Annotated in this window: 30 protein-coding genes; 26 read left to right on the top strand and 4 right to left on the bottom strand. The window is 67.3% G+C overall.

Translation table 11 applies throughout. The features are described 5' to 3' along the window. Window positions 1-51 precede the first annotated feature (51 nt). From ACFWQC_RS12655 to ACFWQC_RS12640, 4 genes are read right to left on the bottom strand one after another with little or no spacing between them, the layout of a single operon-like run. Complete coding sequence (locus ACFWQC_RS12655; RefSeq protein WP_378677893.1) at window positions 52-1,035, bottom strand: AAA family ATPase; 984 nt, start codon at window positions 1,033-1,035, stop codon at window positions 52-54. Then, the gene (locus ACFWQC_RS12650) at window positions 1,032-2,174 is read right to left on the bottom strand and encodes a DUF4350 domain-containing protein (RefSeq protein WP_378677890.1); all 1,143 of its coding nucleotides are present in this window, start codon (window positions 2,172-2,174) and stop codon (window positions 1,032-1,034) included. The genes ACFWQC_RS12655 and ACFWQC_RS12650 overlap by 4 nt, the downstream gene beginning before the upstream one ends. Continuing rightward, window positions 2,171-2,782: a DUF4129 domain-containing protein gene (locus ACFWQC_RS12645; protein WP_378677887.1), complete on the bottom strand. Its 612-nt coding sequence runs from the start codon at window positions 2,780-2,782 to the stop codon at window positions 2,171-2,173. The genes ACFWQC_RS12650 and ACFWQC_RS12645 overlap by 4 nt, the downstream gene beginning before the upstream one ends. Beyond that, window positions 2,779-3,777 carry a hypothetical protein gene (locus ACFWQC_RS12640; protein ID WP_378677884.1) on the bottom strand — a complete coding sequence of 333 codons (999 nt, stop codon included), beginning with the start codon at window positions 3,775-3,777 and terminating at the stop codon, window positions 2,779-2,781. Before ACFWQC_RS12640 ends, ACFWQC_RS12645 begins: the two co-directional genes overlap by 4 nt. Window positions 3,778-4,293: 516 nt before the next feature. Here ACFWQC_RS12640 and rpsJ point away from each other — a divergent pair. The 26 genes from rpsJ to ACFWQC_RS12510 all read left to right on the top strand — a co-directional run bounded on the left by rpsJ (window position 4,294) and on the right by ACFWQC_RS12510 (window position 19,119). After that, the gene (rpsJ, locus tag ACFWQC_RS12635) at window positions 4,294-4,602 is read left to right on the top strand and encodes a 30S ribosomal protein S10 (protein WP_008360994.1); all 309 of its coding nucleotides are present in this window, start codon (window positions 4,294-4,296) and stop codon (window positions 4,600-4,602) included. A gap of 10 nt (window positions 4,603-4,612) precedes the next feature. Beyond that, a complete protein-coding gene (rplC, locus tag ACFWQC_RS12630; RefSeq protein ID WP_378677882.1) occupies window positions 4,613-5,269 on the top strand; it encodes a 50S ribosomal protein L3 in 657 nt (218 codons plus the stop codon). Window positions 5,270-5,271: 2 nt separating this feature from the next. Then, complete coding sequence (rplD, locus tag ACFWQC_RS12625; RefSeq protein WP_378677880.1) at window positions 5,272-6,180, top strand: 50S ribosomal protein L4; 909 nt, start codon at window positions 5,272-5,274, stop codon at window positions 6,178-6,180. Further along, window positions 6,177-6,473 carry a 50S ribosomal protein L23 gene (rplW, locus tag ACFWQC_RS12620; RefSeq protein ID WP_008360999.1) on the top strand — a complete coding sequence of 99 codons (297 nt, stop codon included), beginning with the start codon at window positions 6,177-6,179 and terminating at the stop codon, window positions 6,471-6,473. The genes rplD and rplW overlap by 4 nt, the downstream gene beginning before the upstream one ends. Before the next feature lie 16 nt (window positions 6,474-6,489). Next, the gene (rplB, locus tag ACFWQC_RS12615; RefSeq protein ID WP_355017752.1) at window positions 6,490-7,326 is read left to right on the top strand and encodes a 50S ribosomal protein L2; all 837 of its coding nucleotides are present in this window, start codon (window positions 6,490-6,492) and stop codon (window positions 7,324-7,326) included. A 3-nt stretch (window positions 7,327-7,329) separates the two neighbouring features. Continuing rightward, complete coding sequence (gene rpsS, locus ACFWQC_RS12610) at window positions 7,330-7,611, top strand: 30S ribosomal protein S19 (protein ID WP_008361004.1); 282 nt, start codon at window positions 7,330-7,332, stop codon at window positions 7,609-7,611. Further along, the gene (gene rplV, locus ACFWQC_RS12605; RefSeq protein ID WP_091052384.1) at window positions 7,608-8,027 is read left to right on the top strand and encodes a 50S ribosomal protein L22; all 420 of its coding nucleotides are present in this window, start codon (window positions 7,608-7,610) and stop codon (window positions 8,025-8,027) included. Before rpsS ends, rplV begins: the two co-directional genes overlap by 4 nt. Then, on the top strand, window positions 8,027-8,854 hold the full coding sequence (gene rpsC / locus ACFWQC_RS12600) for a 30S ribosomal protein S3 (protein WP_355017753.1): 828 nt from the start codon (window positions 8,027-8,029) through the stop codon (window positions 8,852-8,854). The genes rplV and rpsC overlap by 1 nt, the downstream gene beginning before the upstream one ends. Window positions 8,855-8,857: 3 nt before the next feature. Next, window positions 8,858-9,277, top strand: a complete 420-nt coding sequence (rplP, locus tag ACFWQC_RS12595) for a 50S ribosomal protein L16 (RefSeq protein WP_141806215.1) — start codon at window positions 8,858-8,860, stop codon at window positions 9,275-9,277. Further along, a complete protein-coding gene (gene rpmC / locus ACFWQC_RS12590) occupies window positions 9,277-9,519 on the top strand; it encodes a 50S ribosomal protein L29 (protein WP_292648878.1) in 243 nt (80 codons plus the stop codon). Before rplP ends, rpmC begins: the two co-directional genes overlap by 1 nt. A gap of 1 nt (window position 9,520) precedes the next feature. Continuing rightward, window positions 9,521-9,814 (top strand): 30S ribosomal protein S17, encoded by a 294-nt coding sequence (rpsQ, locus tag ACFWQC_RS12585; protein WP_378677871.1) that lies wholly within the window; start codon window positions 9,521-9,523, stop codon window positions 9,812-9,814. A gap of 185 nt (window positions 9,815-9,999) precedes the next feature. Then, on the top strand, window positions 10,000-10,368 hold the full coding sequence (gene rplN / locus ACFWQC_RS12580; RefSeq protein ID WP_008361015.1) for a 50S ribosomal protein L14: 369 nt from the start codon (window positions 10,000-10,002) through the stop codon (window positions 10,366-10,368). Then, window positions 10,368-10,727, top strand: a complete 360-nt coding sequence (rplX, locus tag ACFWQC_RS12575) for a 50S ribosomal protein L24 (protein WP_141806214.1) — start codon at window positions 10,368-10,370, stop codon at window positions 10,725-10,727. Before rplN ends, rplX begins: the two co-directional genes overlap by 1 nt. Window positions 10,728-10,729: 2 nt before the next feature. Beyond that, window positions 10,730-11,290, top strand: coding sequence for a 50S ribosomal protein L5 (gene rplE / locus ACFWQC_RS12570; protein ID WP_091052391.1), 561 nt, complete (start codon window positions 10,730-10,732; stop codon window positions 11,288-11,290). 1 nt (window position 11,291) lies between these two features. Beyond that, a complete protein-coding gene (locus ACFWQC_RS12565) occupies window positions 11,292-11,477 on the top strand; it encodes a type Z 30S ribosomal protein S14 (RefSeq protein WP_017932844.1) in 186 nt (61 codons plus the stop codon). A 116-nt stretch (window positions 11,478-11,593) separates the two neighbouring features. Beyond that, the gene (gene rpsH, locus ACFWQC_RS12560) at window positions 11,594-12,001 is read left to right on the top strand and encodes a 30S ribosomal protein S8 (RefSeq protein ID WP_040755997.1); all 408 of its coding nucleotides are present in this window, start codon (window positions 11,594-11,596) and stop codon (window positions 11,999-12,001) included. A 22-nt stretch (window positions 12,002-12,023) separates the two neighbouring features. Continuing rightward, window positions 12,024-12,578, top strand: coding sequence for a 50S ribosomal protein L6 (rplF, locus tag ACFWQC_RS12555; protein ID WP_378677864.1), 555 nt, complete (start codon window positions 12,024-12,026; stop codon window positions 12,576-12,578). Further along, a complete protein-coding gene (gene rplR / locus ACFWQC_RS12550) occupies window positions 12,578-12,961 on the top strand; it encodes a 50S ribosomal protein L18 (RefSeq protein ID WP_378677861.1) in 384 nt (127 codons plus the stop codon). Before rplF ends, rplR begins: the two co-directional genes overlap by 1 nt. 34 nt (window positions 12,962-12,995) lie before the next feature. Next, entirely contained in the window at window positions 12,996-13,607 is a 612-nt protein-coding gene (gene rpsE / locus ACFWQC_RS12545) for a 30S ribosomal protein S5 (protein ID WP_160027014.1), read from the top strand. Beyond that, entirely contained in the window at window positions 13,607-13,789 is a 183-nt protein-coding gene (gene rpmD, locus ACFWQC_RS12540) for a 50S ribosomal protein L30 (protein ID WP_008361029.1), read from the top strand. Before rpsE ends, rpmD begins: the two co-directional genes overlap by 1 nt. A 1-nt stretch (window position 13,790) precedes the next feature. Beyond that, window positions 13,791-14,231, top strand: a complete 441-nt coding sequence (gene rplO, locus ACFWQC_RS12535; protein ID WP_091052397.1) for a 50S ribosomal protein L15 — start codon at window positions 13,791-13,793, stop codon at window positions 14,229-14,231. A 183-nt stretch (window positions 14,232-14,414) separates the two neighbouring features. After that, window positions 14,415-15,725, top strand: a complete 1,311-nt coding sequence (gene secY, locus ACFWQC_RS12530; RefSeq protein ID WP_355017756.1) for a preprotein translocase subunit SecY — start codon at window positions 14,415-14,417, stop codon at window positions 15,723-15,725. Further along, window positions 15,722-16,297 carry an adenylate kinase gene (locus tag ACFWQC_RS12525; protein WP_378677855.1) on the top strand — a complete coding sequence of 192 codons (576 nt, stop codon included), beginning with the start codon at window positions 15,722-15,724 and terminating at the stop codon, window positions 16,295-16,297. Before secY ends, ACFWQC_RS12525 begins: the two co-directional genes overlap by 4 nt. Before the next feature lie 30 nt (window positions 16,298-16,327). Beyond that, a complete protein-coding gene (gene map / locus ACFWQC_RS12520; RefSeq protein ID WP_378677853.1) occupies window positions 16,328-17,143 on the top strand; it encodes a type I methionyl aminopeptidase in 816 nt (271 codons plus the stop codon). Window positions 17,144-17,151: 8 nt separating this feature from the next. Further along, window positions 17,152-17,763 (top strand): 4'-phosphopantetheinyl transferase family protein, encoded by a 612-nt coding sequence (locus ACFWQC_RS12515; RefSeq protein WP_378677850.1) that lies wholly within the window; start codon window positions 17,152-17,154, stop codon window positions 17,761-17,763. A gap of 171 nt (window positions 17,764-17,934) precedes the next feature. Continuing rightward, complete coding sequence (locus ACFWQC_RS12510; RefSeq protein ID WP_378677847.1) at window positions 17,935-19,119, top strand: enterochelin esterase domain-containing protein; 1,185 nt, start codon at window positions 17,935-17,937, stop codon at window positions 19,117-19,119. The last annotated feature ends 30 nt before the right edge of the window (window positions 19,120-19,149 follow it).

Below are 19,149 nucleotides of genomic sequence, written 5' to 3'. Positions count from 1 at the left end.
ACGAGCAAGCTCGCCGCTCGACCTCGCTCCGGTCGTATCGGGTGGGGGTGGTCATCGGGGGACGGGGACGGCGCCGATGGCGGAGCTGAGGACCTGGCTCACCTGGACGCCCTCGAGCTCGGCCTCGGGGCGCAGGGCCAGGCGGTGGGCGAGGGTGGCGTGGGCGAGCGACTTCACGTCGTCGGGGGTCACGAAGTCGCGGCCCGCGAGCCAGGCCCAGGCACGCGCGGAGCGGAGCAGCGCGGTGGCGCCTCGCGGGGAGACCCCGGCCGAGAGGGACGGGGACTCGCGGGTGGCACGGGCGATGTCGACGATGTAGCCGGTGACCTCGGGGGAGACCTGGACCGTCGAGACGTGCTGCCGGGCGGCCTCGATGTCGGCGCCGGACGCCACCGCACGAACACCGGCACCGGCGACGTCGCGCGGGTCGAAGCCGGAGGCGTGCCGGTTGAGGATCTGCACCTCGTCGGAGCGCGAGGGCACCGGGAGGACGACCTTGAGCAGGAACCGGTCCAGCTGGGCCTCGGGGAGCGGGTAGACGCCCTCGTACTCGATCGGGTTCTGGGTCGCGGCCACCAGGAACGGACGCGGCAGCGGGCGGGTGACCCCGTCGACCGAGACCTGGCCCTCCTCCATCGCCTCGAGCAGCGCCGACTGTGTCTTCGGCGGGGTGCGGTTGATCTCGTCGGCCAGGAGCAGGTTGGTGAAGACCGGCCCCTCCCGGAAGGTGAGCTCGCCGTGGGACGACTCGACCACCATCGACCCGGTGATGTCGCCGGGCATCAGATCGGGGGTGAACTGCACCCGGCGGGTCTCCACCGAGAGTGCCGCCGACAGCGACCGCACCAACAGGGTCTTGGCGGTGCCGGGTACGCCCTCCATGAGCACGTGGCCGCCGCACACCAGCGCGACCAGCAGCCCGGAGACCGCGGCGTCCTGCCCGACGACCGCCTTGGCGACCTCGGCCCGGACCGCGGTGAGCCGCTCCCGCGCGCCGTCGGGCGACACGTTGGCGATGGTCTCGGATTGGGTCATGGGTGTCGTACCTCTTCCTCAAGGGCCGCCAGCGCGTTGGCCAGCGTGATCAGGTCTTGGTCGTTCTCGATCGGGGCATCGGTGAGCAGCGCGGAGACCTCGAGATCGGGTCGTCCGGTGCGCTGGACGACGGCGCGTACGACGGCCTCCGGGGTGGCATCGCGCCCCAGCCGCAGTCGCCGGGCGAGGCGGGTGCGGGCTGCCTGGCGCAGCGTTGCCGCGGCATGCGTACGGTCGCCGGAACGGCGGTAGAGCCGGCCCAGGCTGCGCGTCGTCTCCCCGGCACGGACGTGGACCGGCAGCGGTTCGACCGCCAGCGGACCCAGCCGCCGTCCGCGGGCGATGGCGAAGGCGACGACCGCGAGCAGCAGGAGCCACAGGGCGGGGTTGATCCAGCGCGGCAGCAACGAGCTGGGGGAGTGGGCCTCGTCGGGGGCGAGGTCGTCGAGGGAGGGGACGTACCAGACCAGGTGGTCGGTCTCGCCCAGCAGCCGCAGCGCCACCGCCGCGTTGTCCGCTCGCAGGATCTGGTCGTTGGTCAGCACCTGCGGCGCACCCCAGACGGTGAGCCCCTCCGCGGGCGCGAGCACCGCGCCACCCTCGTGCGCGAAGCAGGAGCCGGCGTCGTACGCAGTGACCGCATCGGCCTGGATGCTGAGCCCTTCCCAGCGCTGGTCGTCGCAGCCCGCCTCGACCTTCTCGGGCGTCTGGGCGACCGCGTAGGGGATGCCGAGCATCGCCGACACATAGGGCGCGGGCTCGGCCAGGATCAGGTCGCCGGCGCCGTCCGTGCGCTCGCGCAGCCGAAAGGCGGTGTCCTCGCCGAGAGCGTCGGTGCCGGTCACGAAGACCGTCGTGTCCCGCCCGATCTCGGTGTCGTCGAGGGCCTCGGAGGAGCGCACGATGTCGATCTCGACCCCGTGGTCCTCGAGCACCTGGACCAGCGCTCGGGTGCCGTCGGGGTCGGGGCTCTCGGGGTCGTACGCGGCATAGGACTCCCCGCCCTTCGGCGTCGCGATGTACGCCAGCACGACTGCGATCACGAAGGCCAGAGCGACGAACAGAATCGGCCGACGCCGACGGATCCAGCCCATTCGTCCGGCGGTCGAGCCCGGGCTCGCCGGGGCCTGCGTGCTCATCGCGCCACCGCCAGCTCCTGCTCGAGAGCGAGTACGCCCTCGGCCTGCTCACGTGTGGCGGGATGGTCGCCGTAGAGCACCTCGTTGAACAGCTCCGCCGCCCGCCCGGCGCGGCCGTCGAGCGACATCTCCCGCTCCAGGCTCGCCGCGACCTCGGCCGCGGTCAGCCCAGGGTCCTCCGCGAGCCGGCCGCGCTCGACCTGTCGTCTGGCCAGTGCCCGGAACCCGTCGATCACCGCAGCGCCGTGGTCCCCCGAGGCGTACGCAGCCTCGGCCCGCGCCCGGAGCGCGGCCGCGGAGAGCGATGCGTCGGTGAGGACGTCGCCGTTGCGGTCGCGGGCGACCCGGGGGCTGCGCCGGGCCCGCGAGACCAGCAGGCCGATCCCGACCAGGAGCGCCGCGAAGACGACCATCGCGGCGACGGTCTGGGCCCAGGGCACGTCGCCGACCGACGGCAGGCCGTCGGACAGGGTGCGCTCGATCCAGCGCAGGATCCGCTCGATGAGGTCGAGGTCGTGGTACTCCGGCCCGGCCAGCTCGCGCCGGAGCCAGGAGCGACCCTCCTCCGACGTCGGCGTCAGAGGAGGGGTTTGTTGGAGGAGGATCATCTGCTCAGCAGCCCGGCCTGCTCCATCAGCTCGACCTCGTAGGACTCCTTGCGGATGCGCTGGTCGAGATACTGCAGGTTGGTCACCGCGCCACTGAACGGGGTCACGATCGCTGCGGAGACCACGGTGGAGACGGCGCTGCCGGCGATGGTCGCGAGGAAGTAGAGGTCGGGCTGGACGATGCCCACGACGCTGGCGACCAGGCTGATCGGGAAGGCGACGATCTGGGAGGCGAAGCCGACGATGATGGCGGCCAGCAGCCAGATCCCGAAGAGCCGCCAGAACTGTCTCGCCGACAGTTGCCAGGCCCGTCCGATCGCACCGAAGACGCCGGTGCGCTCGAGCATCAGTGCCGGCACCGCGAGCAGGTAGAGCCGCACCGTCATGAAGAGGGCGGCCACGATCAGCAGCAGGAACATCAGGATGCCGACCAGGATGGCCGGGACGGGACTGTCGACGACGAGCGAGAGCACCACCACGGGAGTCGCCGCGACCGCCAGGAGCAGGGTGAAGGCCACCCCGCTCAGCAGTGCCAGCCCGATCAGGCGCCAGCGTCTGCCGTGGGTCGCCGCCCACGCCTGGCCGAGGGTGAGCTTGCGGCCGATGGCGGCGGCATGGGCGACGTGGGAGATCATCCCGGCCACCAGGATCGCGCCGATCGCCTGCAGGACCGAGCCGAGGAAGAAGGAGCCGAAGGCCACCAGCATGCCGATCACCTCGGAGCCGCCGGGCGAGTAGGCGGGGTCCTCGATGCTGGTCCCGAACGACTCCAGGCTGTCGCCGGTGAAGGTCATCGCCGCGGTCACGCCCAGCGGGATGGCCATCGCGACCGCTGCCACGAGGACCGAGGCGCCGACCGTGGCGCCGGGGTTGAAGCGTACGAGCCGGAAGGCGCCGTCGAGCATGTCGCCGAGGCCCAGCGGGCGCAGCGGGATGGCTCCCGGCTTGTGGGCGGGCGGCAGCGGCTGGTTCCACGCCGGTTGCACATACTGCACCGGTTGGGACTGCACCGGCTGGCCCGGCGGGGGTGGGGTCGACGGGTTCGCCGCGCCCTGTTGAGGTTGCTCACCCGGTGGGGGTGGCCACACTCCTGACATCTGGATGCTCCTCGTCGCGACGACCGGCGAACTCGCTCGGTTGGGGGCATCCTCTCAGAGCGACCCAGACGACATCGTTGATTTGGAGCCACCTGCGCACGCGTGACAAGATTCTCTGGTTGCTCCAGTGAACTGTTCGCTGGGGTGCGCACACCTTGACTACTGAATCGCGTCACCTGAGCAGGCTGATCAGCCTGTCCGGATGTGGTCTGTGGTCGCCGTGTGCCCATCCCGAAGGCGTGGTTCCAGTGAAGCTGATGGTGAGAGTCCCGTCGAGAAGTCGGCGTTCGCTTGTGAAGAATAAGCGACACGCCCGACCTCGGGGGTCGGAGCCAGAGGTGAGCAACCGGGCCGACTCAGCCGGAGGAAGCCTGTAGCACGCGGCACGCTGACCAAGAAGGACGAGAGAGACAGATGGCGGGACAGAAGATCCGCATCAGGCTCAAGGCCTATGACCACGAGGTGATCGACACCTCGGCGCGAAAGATCGTGGACACGGTCACCCGTACGGGTGCCAAGGTCGCCGGCCCGGTGCCGCTGCCGACCGAGAAGAACGTGTACTGCGTCATCCGCTCGCCCCACAAGTACAAGGACTCGCGCGAGCACTTCGAGATGCGCACCCACAAGCGCCTCATCGACATCATCGACCCGACCCCGAAGACTGTTGACTCCCTCATGCGGCTCGACCTGCCTGCTGGTGTCGACATCGAGATCAAGCTCTGAGGTTGACGACATGACGATCGAACGCAACGTGAAGGGTCTCCTGGGCACCAAGCTCGGCATGACCCAGCTGTGGGACGAGAACAACGTCGTCGTCCCCGTGACCGTCATCGCGGCGAACACCAACGTCGTGACCCAGGTCCGCACCCCCGAGGCCGACGGCTACAACGCCGTGCAGATCGGCTACGGCGAGATCGACGGCCGCAAGGTGAACAAGCCGGGCGCCGGCCAGTTCGAGAAGGCCGGCACCACGCCGCGCCGCCACCTGGCTGAGATCCGCACCGCCGACGCCGCGACGTACTCCGCCGGCCAGGAGCTCCCCGTCGACACCTTCGCCATCGGCGAGGAGATCGACGTGACGGGCACCTCCAAGGGCAAGGGCTTCGCCGGTGTGATGAAGCGTCACGGCTTCCACGGTGTCGGTGCCTCCCACGGTGCCCACCGCAACCACCGCAAGCCGGGATCGATCGGCGCCTGCGCCACCCCGGGTCGCGTGTTCAAGGGCGTCCGCATGGCCGGTCACATGGGTACTGACACCGTCACCACCCAGAACCTGACCGTGCACGCCGTCGACGCCGAGAAGGGCCTCATCCTGGTCAAGGGCGCCATTCCTGGCCCCAAGGGTGGTCTCGTGGTCCTCCGCTCGGCTGCTAAGAAGCTGGAGGCCTGATCATGGCTATCAAGACCGTCAAGGTCGACTTCCCGGCTGAGATCTTCGATGTTGAGGTCAACATCCCGCTGATCCACCAGGTCGTCGTCGCGCAGCAGGCCGCTAAGCGCCAGGGCACGCACTCCACCAAGACCCGCGGCGAGGTCCGCGGCGGTGGACGCAAGCCCTACAAGCAGAAGGGCACCGGTCGCGCCCGTCAGGGCTCGACCCGCGCGCCGCAGTTCGCCGGTGGTGGCATCGTCCACGGCCCGCAGCCGCGTGACTACAGCCAGCGCACCCCCAAGAAGATGAAGGCCGCCGCCCTCCGCGGTGCCCTCTCCGACCGGGCTCGTGCCGGCCAGATCCACGTGGCCGAGTTCGCCCTCGAGGCGCCCTCGACCAAGACCGCGCTGACCGCCCTCAAGGCGATCTCGGACGTCAAGCGTTACCTCGTCGTCCTGGACCGCTCCGAGGACGTCGCCGCGCTGAGCCTGCGCAACGCCCCTGAGGTGCACCTGCTCTGGGCCGACCAGCTCAACACCTACGACGTCCTCGTCTCCGACGACGTTGTCTTCTCCAAGCCGGCCTTCGAGGTCTTCATCTCGGGCAAGCCGGTCGTCGCCGCCAAGGAGACCGTCACCATCGGTGAGGTCGAGAAGGACGCGATCAAGGAGGCTGCTGTCGAGCCCGCCAAGGAGATCGACCTCCCCGAAGGTGCTGTCGCGCCGCTCGAGGACGGCTCGGCTCCCGAGGGCTTCGACATCAAGGGCAACGTCAAGGGCAAGGACAAGAAGTTCCACGCCCCGGGCGGCCGTTGGTACGAGTCCACCAAGGCGGAGTTCTACTTCAAGTCCGCCGAGGACGCTACCGCGGCTGGTTTCGTCGAGGCCGGCAAGAAGAAGGCTGAGTCTGACGAGGAGGCTAACAAGTGAGCACGCTGCACTACGACCCCCGCGACATTTTGATCGCGCCGGTGGTCTCCGAGAAGAGCTACGGCCTCCTCGACCAGAACAAGTACACCTTCATCGTTCGCCCCGACGCGAACAAGACCGAGATCAAGATCGCGGTCGAGAAGGTGTTCGACGTCAAGGTGACCTCGGTCAACACGATCAACCGCAAGGGCAAGGCCCGTCGTACTCGTTACGGCCTGGGCAAGCGCCCCGACACCAAGCGCGCGATCGTCTCCCTGGCTGAGGGCGACCGCATCGACATCTTCGGCGCGTGAGAAGGACTGACTGAACATGGCTATTCGTAAGTACAAGCCGACTACCCCGGGCCGTCGTGGCTCGTCGGTGGCCGACTTCGCCGAGATCACTCGGACCACGCCGGAGAAGTCCCTGACGGTTCCGCTGCCCAAGAACGGTGGCCGCAACAACCAGGGTCGGATCACCACCCGGCACAAGGGTGGCGGTCACAAGCGTGCGTACCGGATCATCGACTTCCGTCGCTACGACAAGGACGGCGTGCCGGCCAAGGTCGCTCACATCGAGTACGACCCGAACCGCACCGCCCGCATCGCCCTGCTGCACTACTTCGACGGCGAGAAGCGCTACATCCTCGCGCCCGTCGGCGTCAGCCAGGGCACTGTCGTGGAGTCCGGTCCCACCGCCGACATCAAGCCCGGCAACAACCTCCCGCTGCGCAACATCCCGGTTGGTACCACCATCCACAATGTTGAGCTGCGTCCCGGTGGCGGCGCGAAGATCGCCCGCTCCGCCGGCATGAGCGCCCAGCTGGTCGCTCGTGAGGGCTCCAAGGCCACGCTCCGCATGCCTTCGGGTGAGATGCGCTTCGTCGACGTGCGCTGCCGCGCCACCGTCGGCCAGGTCGGCAACGCCGAGCAGTCCAACATCAACTGGGGTAAGGCCGGCCGTATGCGGTGGAAGGGCGTTCGCCCGACCGTCCGCGGTGTCGTCATGAACCCGGTCGACCACCCGCACGGTGGTGGTGAGGGTAAGACCTCCGGTGGCCGTCACCCGGTCAGCCCCTGGGGTAAGCCCGAGGGCCGTACGCGTAAGCGCAAGGCCTCTGACTCGCAGATCATCCGCCGCCGTAAGAGCGGGAAGGGTAGGAAGTAAGCAATGCCTCGCAGCCTGAAGAAGGGCCCCTTCATCGACGATCACCTTCAGAAGAAGGTCGACGCCGAGAACGAGAAGGGGACTCACAACGTGATCAAGACCTGGTCGCGCCGCTCGATGATCGTGCCCGAGATGATCGGTCACACCATCGCGGTGCACGACGGTCGCAAGCACGTCCCGGTCTTCGTGTCCGACTCGATGGTCGGTCACAAGCTGGGCGAGTTCGCCCCGACCCGCACGTTCAAGGGTCACATCAAGGACGACCGGAAGGGACGCCGTCGATGACCACCACCGAACGGCAGCGCATCAGCGCCCGCCGCGACTCCCTGCTCGGCGACCAGCCGGGTGCCTTCGCGAGTGCCCGCTTCGTGCGGATCACCCCGCTGAAGGCACGCCGCGTCGTCGACCTGGTCCGCGGTCTGCCCGTCGACGAGGCTCTGTCCCTGCTGCAGTTCGCGCCGCAGGCAGCCTCCGAGACTGTTTACAAGGTTCTCGAGAGCGCCATCGCCAACGCGGTGTCGACCGAGGGTCTGGACCGTGACGACCTCGTCGTCTCGGTCGCCATGGTCGACGAAGGTCCGACCATGAAGCGCTGGCGCCCCCGCGCCCAGGGTCGTGCGACCCGCATCAACAAGCGGACCTCGCACATCACCCTGGTCGTGCAGCCGGCCGACGTCGTCGAGAAGGGCGGTAAGAAGTAATGGGTCAGAAGATCAACCCGAACGGCTTCCGCCTGGGCATCTCGACCGACCACAAGTCGCGTTGGTACGCCGACAAGCAGTACAAGGAGTACGTCGGCGAGGACGTCAAGATCCGCAAGCTGCTCAGCAAGGGCATGGAGCGGGCCGGCATCTCCAAGGTCGAGATCGAGCGCACCCGTGACCGCGTCCGTGTGGACATCCACACCGCGCGTCCCGGCATCGTCATCGGTCGCCGCGGCGCCGAGGCCGACCGCCTCCGCACCGAGCTGGAGAAGCTCACCGGCAAGCAGGTTCAGCTGAACATCCTCGAGGTCAAGAACCCCGAGGTCGACGCTCAGCTGGTCGCCCAGGGTGTCGCCGAGCAGCTCAGCGGTCGCGTGCAGTTCCGTCGCGCGATGCGTAAGGCCATGCAGACCACCATGCGCTCCGGTGCCAAGGGCATCCGGATCCAGTGCTCGGGTCGTCTGAACGGCGCTGAGATGTCGCGTACCGAGTTCTACCGCGAGGGTCGCGTGCCGCTGCACACCCTTCGCGCGGACATCGACTACGGCTTCTACGAGGCCCGCACGACCTTCGGCCGCATCGGCGTGAAGGTCTGGATCTACAAGGGCGAGGTCTCCGGATCGCGCGCCGAGCGTCAGGCCGCCCAGGCCGCCCGTGCGGGCGTCCCGGGTCGCGGTGGCAACGACCGTCGCGGTGGCCGCGGCGACCGTCCGTCGCGTGGCTCCCGTGGTGACCGCCCGAACCGCGCTGACCGCGCGGCGAAGACTGAGGCGCCGGCTGCCGCTGAGGCTCCCGCCGCCGAGACCACGTCCCAGGAGGGCTGACCCATGCTGATGCCCCGTCGCGTCAAGCACCGCAAGCAGCACCACCCGAAGCGCACTGGCGTGGCCAAGGGTGGCACGAAGCTGGCCTTCGGTGAATACGGCATCCAGGCGATCGAGGGTCACTACGTGACCAACCGCCAGATCGAGGCAGCGCGTATCGCGATGACTCGTCACATCAAGCGAGGCGGCAAGGTGTGGATCAACATCTACCCCGACGTCCCGCTGACCAAGAAGCCTGCTGAGACCCGCATGGGTTCCGGTAAGGGTTCGCCCGAGTGGTGGGTTGCCAACGTCAAGCCGGGCCGCGTCATGTTCGAGCTCTCCGGTGTCGACGAGACCACGGCCCGCGAGGCGATGCGCCGCGCGATCCACAAGCTGCCCATGAAGTGCCGTTTCATCACGCGAGAGGCTGGTGAGTTCTGATGGCTAACTCCCTGCAGGCGTTCGAGCTGGACGAGCTCACCGACGTCGACCTCGAGGCGAAGTTGCGCGAGGCGAAGGAGGAGCTGTTCAACCTCCGGTTCCAGGCGGCCACCGGCCAGCTGGAGAGCCACGGTCGGCTCCGCACCGTCAAGAAGGACATCGCCCGGATCTACACCGTGGTGCGTGAGCGCGAGCTCGGCATCCGCGTGGCCCCGGGTGCCGAGACCACTGAGGAGGCCTGAGATGGCTACTGAGTCCACCCAGGCAGAGCCCACCGAGGGCACCGAGCGCAACACGCGCAAGGTCCGCGAGGGCCTCGTCGTCAGCGACAAGATGGACAAGACCATCGTCGTCGAGGTCGAGGACCGCGTGAAGCACCCGCTCTACGGCAAGGTCATGCGCCGCAGCAGCAAGCTCAAGGCTCACGACGAGCAGAACACCGCCGGCATCGGCGACCGCGTCCTGGTCATGGAGACCCGGCCGCTGTCCGCCACCAAGCGGTGGCGCCTCGTCGAGGTCGTCGAGCGCGCCAAGTGATCCTCGTCTCGTAAGAGACGGATCCGACTGGCGACGCTGTGCTTGTTCAAGCATCGCCAAATTGACCAAAGGGCGCAGGTCCAGCGACCATTGTTCGCTGGGCCTGTGCCCATCAAATCCCATTACGTTCGGCAAGGCTCGACCGCCCTGGATGCGGTTGAGAACCAGCTCGACAAGGAGAAGTAATGATCCAGCAGGAGTCGCGACTCAAGGTCGCCGACAACACTGGTGCGAAGGAGATCCTTTGCATTCGTGTGCTCGGTGGTTCCGGTCGTCGCTACGCCGGCATCGGCGACACCATCGTCGCCACCGTCAAGGACGCTATCCCCGGTGGCAACGTGAAGAAGGGTGACGTCGTCAAGGCCGTCATCGTGCGCACCGTCAAGGAGCGCCGCCGCGCTGACGGCTCGTACATCCGCTTCGACGAGAACGCCGCCGTCATTCTCAAGAACGACGGCGAGCCGCGAGGCACCCGCATCTTCGGCCCGGTCGGCCGCGAGCTGCGCGACAAGAAGTTCATGAAGATCATCTCGCTTGCGCCGGAGGTGCTGTGATGGGTCGCTCGCACATCAAGAAGGGCGACACCGTCAAGGTGATCGCTGGTAAGGACAAGGGCGGCTCCGGCAAGGTGATCGCTGTCCTCACCCAGGAGGACCGTGTGATCGTCGAGGGCATCAACCTCGTCAAGAAGCACACCAAGGTCCAGGACCAGGGCGGCCGCGCCGGCACCACCGGCGGCATCGTGAACACCGAGGCCCCGATCCACGTTTCCAACGTCCAGCTGCTCGAGGGTGGCGAGCCGGTTCGCGTCGGCTTCCGCCGTGAGACGGTCCAGAAGCGTCGCCCCGACGGGTCGACGTACGCCGCCGAGCGCAGCGTTCGCATCTCGCGCAAGACCGGTAAGGACATCTGATCATGACCGACACCGCTGTGGCCCCGCGCCTCAAGACGAAGTACCGCGAGGAGATCGCCCCGGCCCTGCAGGCCGAGTTCGAGATCCCGAATGTCATGCAGATCCCCGGTCTGACCAAGATCGTCGTCAACATGGGTGTGGGCGAGGCTGCTCGCGACTCCAAGCTGATCGAGGGCGCTGTCAACGACCTGACCGCGATCACCGGCCAGAAGCCGCTGATCAACAAGGCGAAGAAGTCCATCGCGCAGTTCAAGCTGCGTGAGGGCATGCCGATCGGTGCGCACGTCACGCTGCGCGGCGACCGCATGTGGGAGTTCCTCGACCGCCTGCTCTCGCTCGCGCTGCCCCGCATCAGGGACTTCCGCGGCCTGAACGGCAAGCAGTTCGACGGCAACGGCAACTACACCTTCGGTCTCACCGAGCAGGTCATGTTCCACGAGATCAACCAGGACAAGATCGACCGCTCGCGGGGCATGGACATCACCCTCGTGACGACTGCCACCAACGACGACCAGGGTCGCGCGCTGCTCAAGGCGCTCGGCTTCCCGTTCAAGGAGAACTGAGATGGCGAAGACCGCTCTCAAGGTGAAGGCCGCCCGCAAGCCGAAGTTTGCGGTTCGCGGTTACACCCGCTGCCAGCGCTGCGGCCGCCCGAAGGCTGTGTTCCGCAAGTTCGGCCTGTGCCGAATCTGCCTGCGCGAGATGGCCCACCGGGGCGAGCTGCCCGGCGTCACCAAGTCCTCCTGGTGATCTCGACAAGCTCGATTCACGGGGCTTCGCCCGATCACCGTTCCAACCACTGACGTTGAAGGTCCTCATGACTTGGTGTCGTGAGGAAACCACTACGAGAAAGGGCCGTTCGGCCAATGACGATGACTGACCCGATCGCAGACATGCTCACTCGTCTGCGTAACGCCAACCAGGCGTACCACGATGCGGTTTCGATGCCGTACAGCAAGCTGAAGCAGGGCGTCGCTGAGATCCTCCAGCAGGAGGGCTACATCACCAAGTACGAGGTGCTGGAGCCCACCGAGGGCCAGGTCGGCAAGACCCTGTCGATCACCCTCAAGTACGGCCGCAACCGTGAGCGCTCGATTGCCGGCGTACGCCGCATCAGCAAGCCCGGTCTGCGTGTCTACGCGAAGCACACCGGTCTCCCGAAGGTGCTCGGCGGCCTCGGCGTCGCGATCATCTCGACGAGCCAGGGTCTGCTGACCGACCGCCAGGCGAACAAGAAGGGCGTAGGTGGGGAAGTCCTCGCCTACGTCTGGTAATCAGGGAAGGGAGAGAAGAGAAATGTCGCGTATTGGCAAGCTCCCCGTCCCGGTTCCGGCCGGCGTGGACGTCACCATCGACGGCCAGGTCGTGGGCGTCAAGGGTCCCAAGGGCACCCTGTCGCACACCGTGGCCGCCCCGATCACCGTCGAGAAGGGCCAGGACGACGAGGGCCGTGGCGTCCTCGACGTCAAGCGCCCCGACGACAGCCGGGACAACAAGGCCCTCCACGGCCTGTCCCGCACGCTGATCAACAACATGGTCCTGGGTGTCACCGAGGGCTACGAGAAGAAGCTCGAGATCGTCGGCGTGGGTTACCGCGTGCTGTCGAAGGGCCCGACCAAGCTGGAGTTCCAGCTGGGTTACTCCCACTCGATCGTCTTCGACGCACCCGAGGGCATCACCTTCACCACCGACGGTCCGACCAAGCTCGGTGTCGTCGGCATCGACAAGCAGCTCGTCGGTGAGGTTGCGGCCAACATTCGCAAGCTGCGCAAGCCGGAGCCCTACAAGGGCAAGGGCGTTCGTTACGCCGGCGAGAACATCCGCCGCAAGGTCGGAAAGGCTGGTAAGTGATGGCCATCTCGCTGTCGAACAACAAGCACACCGCTTCCCGTGTCCGCTCGCGCCTGCGTCGTCAGGCCCGCGGTCGCAAGAAGATCGAGGGTACGCCGGAGCGCCCGCGCCTCGTCGTGACCCGGTCGGCCAAGCACATCACCGCCCAGGTCGTCGACGACCTGGCCGGCAAGACGCTTGCCTCGGCTTCGACCATCGAGGGCGACCTGCGGTCGGCCTCCGGTGACAAGACCGCCAAGGCCAAGCAGGTCGGCGAGCTGGTTGCGTCGCGTGCCAAGGCCGCTGGGGTGGAGACCGTCGTCTTCGACCGTGCCGGCAACAAGTACCACGGCCGTGTCGCCGCGCTCGCCGATGGCGCGCGCGGGGCCGGTCTGACCTTCTGATCGCAACGATCGAACGAGAGAAGAGGAAAGTCTGATGAGCGGAGCCCAGCGCGGACAGCGTGGTGGCGAGCGCCGAGGTCGCGACGACCGTCGCAACCAGAGCGCCGACAAGACCGCCTACATCGAGAAGGTCGTCGCGATCAACCGAGTTGCCAAGGTCGTGAAGGGTGGTCGTCGCTTCAGCTTCACCGCCCTTGTGATCGTCGGTGACGGTGAAGGTCTGGTCGGCGTCGGCTACGGTAAGGCGAAGGAAGTTCCCGCGGCGATCGCCAAGGGTGTCGAGGAAGCGAAGAAGCACTTCTTCCGCGTTCCCCGCATCCAGGGCACGATCCCGCACCCGGTGCAGGGTGAGAAGGCCGCTGGTGTGGTCCTTCTTCGTCCGGCCGCCCCTGGTACCGGTGTCATCGCCGGTGGTCCGGTGCGCGCCGTCCTGGAGTGCGCCGGCATCCACGACGTGCTGAGCAAGTCGCTCGGTTCGTCCAACCAGATCAACATCGTCCACGCGACGGTGGAGGCTCTCAGGATGCTCGAGACGCCTGAGGCTGTCGCCGCCCGCCGTGGTCTCCCGGTTGAGGACGTCGCCCCCGACGCGCTGCTCAAGGCGCAGGCCGAGGCTACGGCTCCCGCCGTGGAGGTGTCGGCCTGATGGCGCAGCTGAAGGTCCAGCAGAAGAAGGGCCTCGTTGGTCTGAAGCAGAACCAGCGAGACACCCTGCGTACGCTCGGTCTCAAGCGGATCGGCGACGTGGTCGTCAAGGAGGACCGCCCGGAGATCCGCGGCATGGTCCAGACCGTCCGTCACCTGGTGACGGTCGAGGAGGTCGACTGATATGGCACTCAAGGTGCACAACCTGGCGCCGGCTCCCGGTGCCAAGAAGGCCAAGACCCGTGTGGGTCGTGGTGAGGCGTCCAAGGGTAAGACGGCCGGCCGTGGTACCAAGGGCACGAAGGCCCGTTACCAGGTCCCCGCTTACTTCGAGGGTGGCCAGACCCCGATGCACATGCGACTCCCCAAGCTGAAGGGTTTCAAGAACCCCTTCAAGGTGGAGTTCCAGGTCGTCAACCTCGACAAGCTCAACGAGCTTTTCCCCGAGGGTGGCGTCGTCACCCCCGAGACCCTGATCGAGAAGGGTGCCGTCCGCAAGGGCCACCCGGTCAAGGTCCTGGGCCAGGGTGACCTGACCGTCAAGGTCGAGATCAGCGCCAACGCCTTCTCCGGCACCGCCAAGGAGAAGATCGAGGCCGCTGGCGGAACTGTCACGGTTCTCTGACAGTTCTACTAACGTAGAGCCTGTCACGTGGGAGCGCGGCCGGGTCGCCCCTTCGGGGTCCCGACCGCGCTCTCGCTGTTTCAGCCCTACGTGCAAGAACTGCCGTGGGGGCTGTTAGGCTGCCACGGGTTTTCGCATCGGCGCAGGCCCTGCGACCCATGATTGTCGAAAGAGGAACCATTCGTGCTTGGCGCGTTCGCATCAGCGTTCCGTACTCCGGACCTGCGCAAGAAGCTGCTCTTCGTTCTCTTCATCGTCGTGATCTTCAGGGCTGGGTCCCAGATCCCGGCTCCTGGCGTTCACGTCGCGAACGTCCAGCAGTGTCTTGACGCGGCTCAGACCGGTGACAGCGCCGGCCTCTACAACCTGGTCAATCTCTTCTCCGGTGGCGCACTGCTGCAGTTGACGATCTTCGCGCTCGGCATCATGCCGTACATCACCGCGAGCATCATCCTGCAGCTTCTCGTCGTGGTGATCCCTCGCCTCGAGCGCCTCAAGAAGGAGGGCCAGGCGGGGCAGACGAAGATCACGCAGTACACCCGCTACCTGACCCTCGGTCTCGCGGTCCTGCAGGCCACTGGCATCGTCGCGCTGGCCCGTTCCGGCGACCTGCTCCAGGGCTGCACCCAGCCGCTGCTGCACGACGACGGCACCGCCACCTTCCTGGTCATGGTCATCACCATGACCGCCGGCACCGCGGTCATCATGTGGCTCGGTGAGCTCATCACCGAGCGCGGCATCGGCAACGGTATGTCGATCCTCATCTTCACCCAGGTCGTCGCCACCTTCCCGGCCACCATGTGGGCGGTCAAGAACGACAAGGGCTGGTGGACCTTCGCGATCGTGATCGTCATCGGTCTGGCGATCATGGCGGCGGTCATCTTCATCGAGCAGGCCCAGCGCCGGATCCCGGTCCAGTACGCGCGCCGCATGGTCGGTCGCAAGATGTTCGGCGGCTCCTCGACCTACATCCCGCTCAAGGTGAACCAGGCCGGTGTCATCCCGGTCATCTTCGCCTCGTCGCTGCTCTACCTGCCGGCGATGGCGGCGCAGTTCAACCAGAACGCGCAGAACCCGCCGGTGTGGGTCGACTGGATCAACAACTACTTCGTCCAGGGCGACCACCCGATCTACATGGCGACGTACTTCGCGCTGATCATCTTCTTCACCTACTTCTACGTGTCGATCACCTTCAACCCGCCGGAGGTCGCCGACAACATGAAGAAGTACGGCGGCTTCATTCCAGGAATCCGGGCCGGGAAGCCGACCGAGGACTACCTGTCCTACGTTCTGTCCCGTATCACACTGCCGGGCTCGCTCTACCTCGGTCTGGTTGCGCTCATCCCGTTGATTGCGCTGGCGCTCATCAACGCGAACCAGAACTTCCCGTTCGGCGGCACCTCGATCCTCATCATGGTCGGCGTCGCCCTGGACACGGTGAAGCAGATCGAGAGCCAGCTCCAGCAGCGCAACTATGAAGGGTTCCTCCGATGAGACTGATCATCATGGGCCCGCCTGGAGCCGGTAAGGGCACCCAGGCGAAGTTCATCGCCGAGCACTTCGAGATCCCGGCGATCTCGACCGGCGACATCTTCCGCGCCAACGTCTCCCAGGGCACGCCCCTGGGTGTCGAGGCGGCGTCCTACATGGACAAGGGAGAGTACGTCCCGGACTCGATCACGAACCTGATGGTCCGCAACCGCATCGACGAGCCCGACGCAGCCCAGGGATTCCTGCTCGACGGCTACCCGCGCACGCTCGCGCAGGTCGAGGAGCTCGACGGGATGATCAAGTACACCGGCCACGCGCTGGACGCCGTGGTCGTGCTGACCGTCGACAAGGACGAGATCGTGCAGCGGCTGCTTCAGCGTGCCGAGCTCGAGGGTCGCGCCGACGACACCGAGGACGTCATCCGCCGCCGCCAGGAGGTCTACCTCGAGGAGACCGCGCCGCTGATCGAAGTCTACAAGGGCCGCGGCCTGGTCCACGAGATCGACGGCATGGGCGACGTCGGCGACGTCACCAAGCGGATCTTCGACGAGCTCGACATCGTCACCGAGTCCTGAGACAAACATCTTGCACGCAACGGGGGAGCAGTGGGCTTCTTGAACAAGGTCCAGATCAAGACCCCTGAGCAGATCGAGAAGATGCGTAAGGCCGGCCTCGTGGTCGGCGAGACGCTCGAGGTGCTCCGGGCCGCCGCGCGGCCCGGAGTCACCCTTCTCGAGCTCGACGCCATCGCCGAGGACTCGATCCGGTCCCGGGGTGGCGTCCCGTCGTTCAAGGGATACCACGGCTTCCCGGGCTCGATCTGTGCCTCGGTCGACGAGGTCGTGGTCCACGGCATCCCGGGCGCCCGGGTGCTCGCCGAGGGCGACATCATCTCTATCGACTGCGGCGCGATCGTCGAGGGCTGGCACGGCGACGCCGCGATCACGGTGGCCATGGGCTCGGTGCCTGAGAAGGTCTCCGAGCTGATGCGCGTCACCGAGGAGTCGATGTGGCACGGCATCGCCGCTGCCCGCCTCGGTGGACGGGTCACCGACATCTCGCACGCCATCGAGACCTACGTCGACTCCCAGGGCGACTACGGCATCCTCGAGGACTTCAGCGGCCACGGCATCGGCACCGAGATGCACATGGAGCCGTCGGTGTTCAACTACGGCAAGCCCGGCAAGGGCGCCAAGCTGCAGCGTGGCATCGCGCTCGCCGTCGAGCCGATGCTCACCCTCGGTGGTCCCGAGGTCACCACCCTGGAGGACGACTGGACCGTCGTCACCGACGACGGCTCCTGGGCGGCCCACTTCGAGCACACCTTCGCGCTCACCTCCGACGGCGTCTGGGTGCTCACCGCGCTCGACGGCGGCGAGGAGATGCTCGGCAAGCTCGGGGTGCCCTGGGGCGGTCACTGAGCCGCGGCATGACCGAGGTCGTGCGCTTCGCGGCAGTGGCCGAGATCGACGCCGATCTCGGGCTGCTCTCCACCGCGGAGCGGGCGCGTCATGATCGGCTGGTCGCCGATGCCGACAAGCAGGCGTACGCCGCCGCGCACGTCCTGGTCCGCGAGTGCGCAGCGGAGCTGCTGGGCACCGCGCGCGACGCGATCGTGATCGAGCAGCGCTGTGCTCGCTGCGGCAGCCCCGAGCACGGAGCCCCGTCGGTGTCCGGTGCCGCAGCGGTGCGGGTGAGCTTCAGTCACACCCGGGGCCAGGTCGCCGCGGTCGCAGCCGGCCGACGCTGCGGCATCGACGTGGAGAAGGTCTCGCGCGGGCCCGACCGGGCGCTCTCGCCGCGCGAGGCGGCCTGGGTGGCGGGGCAGGAGGACGCTGCGTACGCGTTCACGCGGTTGTGGGTGCGCAAGGAGGCGCTGGTCAAGGCCGGCCACGGAAGCATGGCGGCGGCGCAGCGCCTCGACGTCCTCGCCGGCGACGTCCCGGCGGGCCAGGTCGGGGAGGTCCGGCTCACCCAGTGGGAGGGCTCAGGATTCCTCGGCGCGGTCGCGATCTGTGCCGACATGTGGACCGAAAACTGATAGGAAACTGAAGGATCCCCGCTTACCAACGCGTTTGACTAGCGGATATGCGACATCACCTGTCAGTTGACAGAGAAAGGGACCTCGGCATCTCGCGTGAGGCCCCGACTGTGAGTAACTTGGTCAGCCCGCGGGGACAGAGAGAGCCCCGTACTCGGGAGGAAGAACCGGATGAGTACGCAGTTGCGACCACCCACGGCGGCGCGACCCAATCCATCAGCACGGACGCGGAGCGCGATCATCGACCGCCTCAGTCCTGAGGACATCGACATGTTCTGGGACCAGATCGCCACCTCGCTCCCGCTCGTCGAGGAGACGGGCACCGGCGCCGCGGACCATGAGGTGATCGTCACCTTCTGCTGGCGCGATGCCGACGCCGAGGAGGTGCTTCTCTTCGCCAACAGGCTGACCGACGAGCGTCATCTCGCCGAGACGATGCTCGAGCGGAAGGCAGGCACCGACCTGTGGCACGCCTCGTTCCTGATGAAGGGCGACTGGCGGGCTTCGTACTCCTTCCTGTGCAAGCACCCCGGCGAGCCGGCTCCGTGGGAGAGCGAGGGTCAGGTCGAGCTGCGTGCCGTGCTGCACCGCGGCTACCTCGACCCGCTCAACCCCGACTGGTGCCACAACCGGCAGGGCATCAAGCAGTCGGTCGTCTCCCTGCCCGATGCTCCGCTGCAGCCGTGGCTGTTCCGTCGCGACGACGTCGTCGCCGGCACGGTGACCCTGGAAGTGGGTCCTGACGGCCGCGACGTCTGGCTCTACGACCCCGCCGGCGCCGGTCTCAACGTCGACCTGCCGCTCGTGGTCGCCCTCGATGGTGAGATCTGGACCGACCACCACTCGCTGCCGACCACGCTCGACAACCTGATCGCCGACGGCCACCTCCGCCACGTACGCTGCGTCCTGCCCGCCTCCGGCGGCCGCGACAAGCGGTGGGAGGAGCTCGCCGGTGGCGAGGGTGCCGACTACATCGTCAACCAGCTGCTGCCGTGGGTGCGCGAGCGTCGCGCGGTCTCCGAGGAGACGTACGTCGTGGGTCAGAGCCTCGGCGGCGTCACCGCGTTGCGCGCCGGCCTGACCTATCCCGAGCACATCCACGGGGTCGCCAGTCAGTCGGCCTCGCTGTGGCTCGACGACCTCGCGGACGCTGTCACGGCGGAGGCGAAGACGCGTGTCCACCTGGCGCACGGCACTCAGGAGTGGGTCCTCGACGAGCTCCACCACGACCTCGTCGACCGTCTCCGCGCTGCTGGGATCGACGTCACCTCCGCCGAGCACAACGGTGGCCACGACTACGCCTGGTGGCGCTCGGCCGTCGCCGACGGCCTGCGCGCGCTGCTGCCGCCGGAATAAGCGACGCCCCGGGGCGGGTTGAGATTTCAC

Origin of the sequence: Nocardioides sp. NPDC058538 (assembly GCF_042719275.1) — a bacterium.
Taxonomy (GTDB): Bacteria; Actinomycetota; Actinomycetes; order Propionibacteriales; family Nocardioidaceae; genus Nocardioides.
This window is presented reverse-complemented; position numbering and strand designations above follow the sequence as displayed.

What these genes read in the sequence shown, in the direction of transcription:
- rpsH (WP_040755997.1), top strand. Translation starts at nt 11,594, where the DNA reads ATGACGATGACTGACCCGATCGCAGACATGCTCACTCGTCTGCGTAAC.
- rplD (WP_378677880.1), top strand. Translation starts at nt 5,272, where the DNA reads ATGGCTATCAAGACCGTCAAGGTCGACTTCCCGGCTGAGATCTTCGAT.
- rpsE (WP_160027014.1), top strand. Translation starts at nt 12,996, where the DNA reads ATGAGCGGAGCCCAGCGCGGACAGCGTGGTGGCGAGCGCCGAGGTCGC.
- ACFWQC_RS12515 (WP_378677850.1), top strand. Translation starts at nt 17,152, where the DNA reads ATGACCGAGGTCGTGCGCTTCGCGGCAGTGGCCGAGATCGACGCCGAT.
- rpsS (WP_008361004.1), top strand. Translation starts at nt 7,330, where the DNA reads ATGCCTCGCAGCCTGAAGAAGGGCCCCTTCATCGACGATCACCTTCAG.
- rpmC (WP_292648878.1), top strand. Translation starts at nt 9,277, where the DNA reads ATGGCTAACTCCCTGCAGGCGTTCGAGCTGGACGAGCTCACCGACGTC.
- rplV (WP_091052384.1), top strand. Translation starts at nt 7,608, where the DNA reads ATGACCACCACCGAACGGCAGCGCATCAGCGCCCGCCGCGACTCCCTG.
- rplR (WP_378677861.1), top strand. Translation starts at nt 12,578, where the DNA reads ATGGCCATCTCGCTGTCGAACAACAAGCACACCGCTTCCCGTGTCCGC.
- rpsQ (WP_378677871.1), top strand. Translation starts at nt 9,521, where the DNA reads ATGGCTACTGAGTCCACCCAGGCAGAGCCCACCGAGGGCACCGAGCGC.
- rplB (WP_355017752.1), top strand. Translation starts at nt 6,490, where the DNA reads ATGGCTATTCGTAAGTACAAGCCGACTACCCCGGGCCGTCGTGGCTCG.
- rplN (WP_008361015.1), top strand. Translation starts at nt 10,000, where the DNA reads ATGATCCAGCAGGAGTCGCGACTCAAGGTCGCCGACAACACTGGTGCG.
- ACFWQC_RS12565 (WP_017932844.1), top strand. Translation starts at nt 11,292, where the DNA reads ATGGCGAAGACCGCTCTCAAGGTGAAGGCCGCCCGCAAGCCGAAGTTT.
- rplP (WP_141806215.1), top strand. Translation starts at nt 8,858, where the DNA reads ATGCTGATGCCCCGTCGCGTCAAGCACCGCAAGCAGCACCACCCGAAG.
- rplX (WP_141806214.1), top strand. Translation starts at nt 10,368, where the DNA reads ATGGGTCGCTCGCACATCAAGAAGGGCGACACCGTCAAGGTGATCGCT.
- rplC (WP_378677882.1), top strand. Translation starts at nt 4,613, where the DNA reads ATGACGATCGAACGCAACGTGAAGGGTCTCCTGGGCACCAAGCTCGGC.
- ACFWQC_RS12655 (WP_378677893.1), bottom strand. Translation starts at nt 1,035, where the DNA reads ATGACCCAATCCGAGACCATCGCCAACGTGTCGCCCGACGGCGCGCGG.
- ACFWQC_RS12525 (WP_378677855.1), top strand. Translation starts at nt 15,722, where the DNA reads ATGAGACTGATCATCATGGGCCCGCCTGGAGCCGGTAAGGGCACCCAG.
- ACFWQC_RS12645 (WP_378677887.1), bottom strand. Translation starts at nt 2,782, where the DNA reads ATGATCCTCCTCCAACAAACCCCTCCTCTGACGCCGACGTCGGAGGAG.
- rpmD (WP_008361029.1), top strand. Translation starts at nt 13,607, where the DNA reads ATGGCGCAGCTGAAGGTCCAGCAGAAGAAGGGCCTCGTTGGTCTGAAG.
- rplF (WP_378677864.1), top strand. Translation starts at nt 12,024, where the DNA reads ATGTCGCGTATTGGCAAGCTCCCCGTCCCGGTTCCGGCCGGCGTGGAC.
- rplO (WP_091052397.1), top strand. Translation starts at nt 13,791, where the DNA reads ATGGCACTCAAGGTGCACAACCTGGCGCCGGCTCCCGGTGCCAAGAAG.
- rpsJ (WP_008360994.1), top strand. Translation starts at nt 4,294, where the DNA reads ATGGCGGGACAGAAGATCCGCATCAGGCTCAAGGCCTATGACCACGAG.
- rplE (WP_091052391.1), top strand. Translation starts at nt 10,730, where the DNA reads ATGACCGACACCGCTGTGGCCCCGCGCCTCAAGACGAAGTACCGCGAG.
- rpsC (WP_355017753.1), top strand. Translation starts at nt 8,027, where the DNA reads ATGGGTCAGAAGATCAACCCGAACGGCTTCCGCCTGGGCATCTCGACC.
- ACFWQC_RS12650 (WP_378677890.1), bottom strand. Translation starts at nt 2,174, where the DNA reads ATGAGCACGCAGGCCCCGGCGAGCCCGGGCTCGACCGCCGGACGAATG.
- ACFWQC_RS12510 (WP_378677847.1), top strand. Translation starts at nt 17,935, where the DNA reads ATGAGTACGCAGTTGCGACCACCCACGGCGGCGCGACCCAATCCATCA.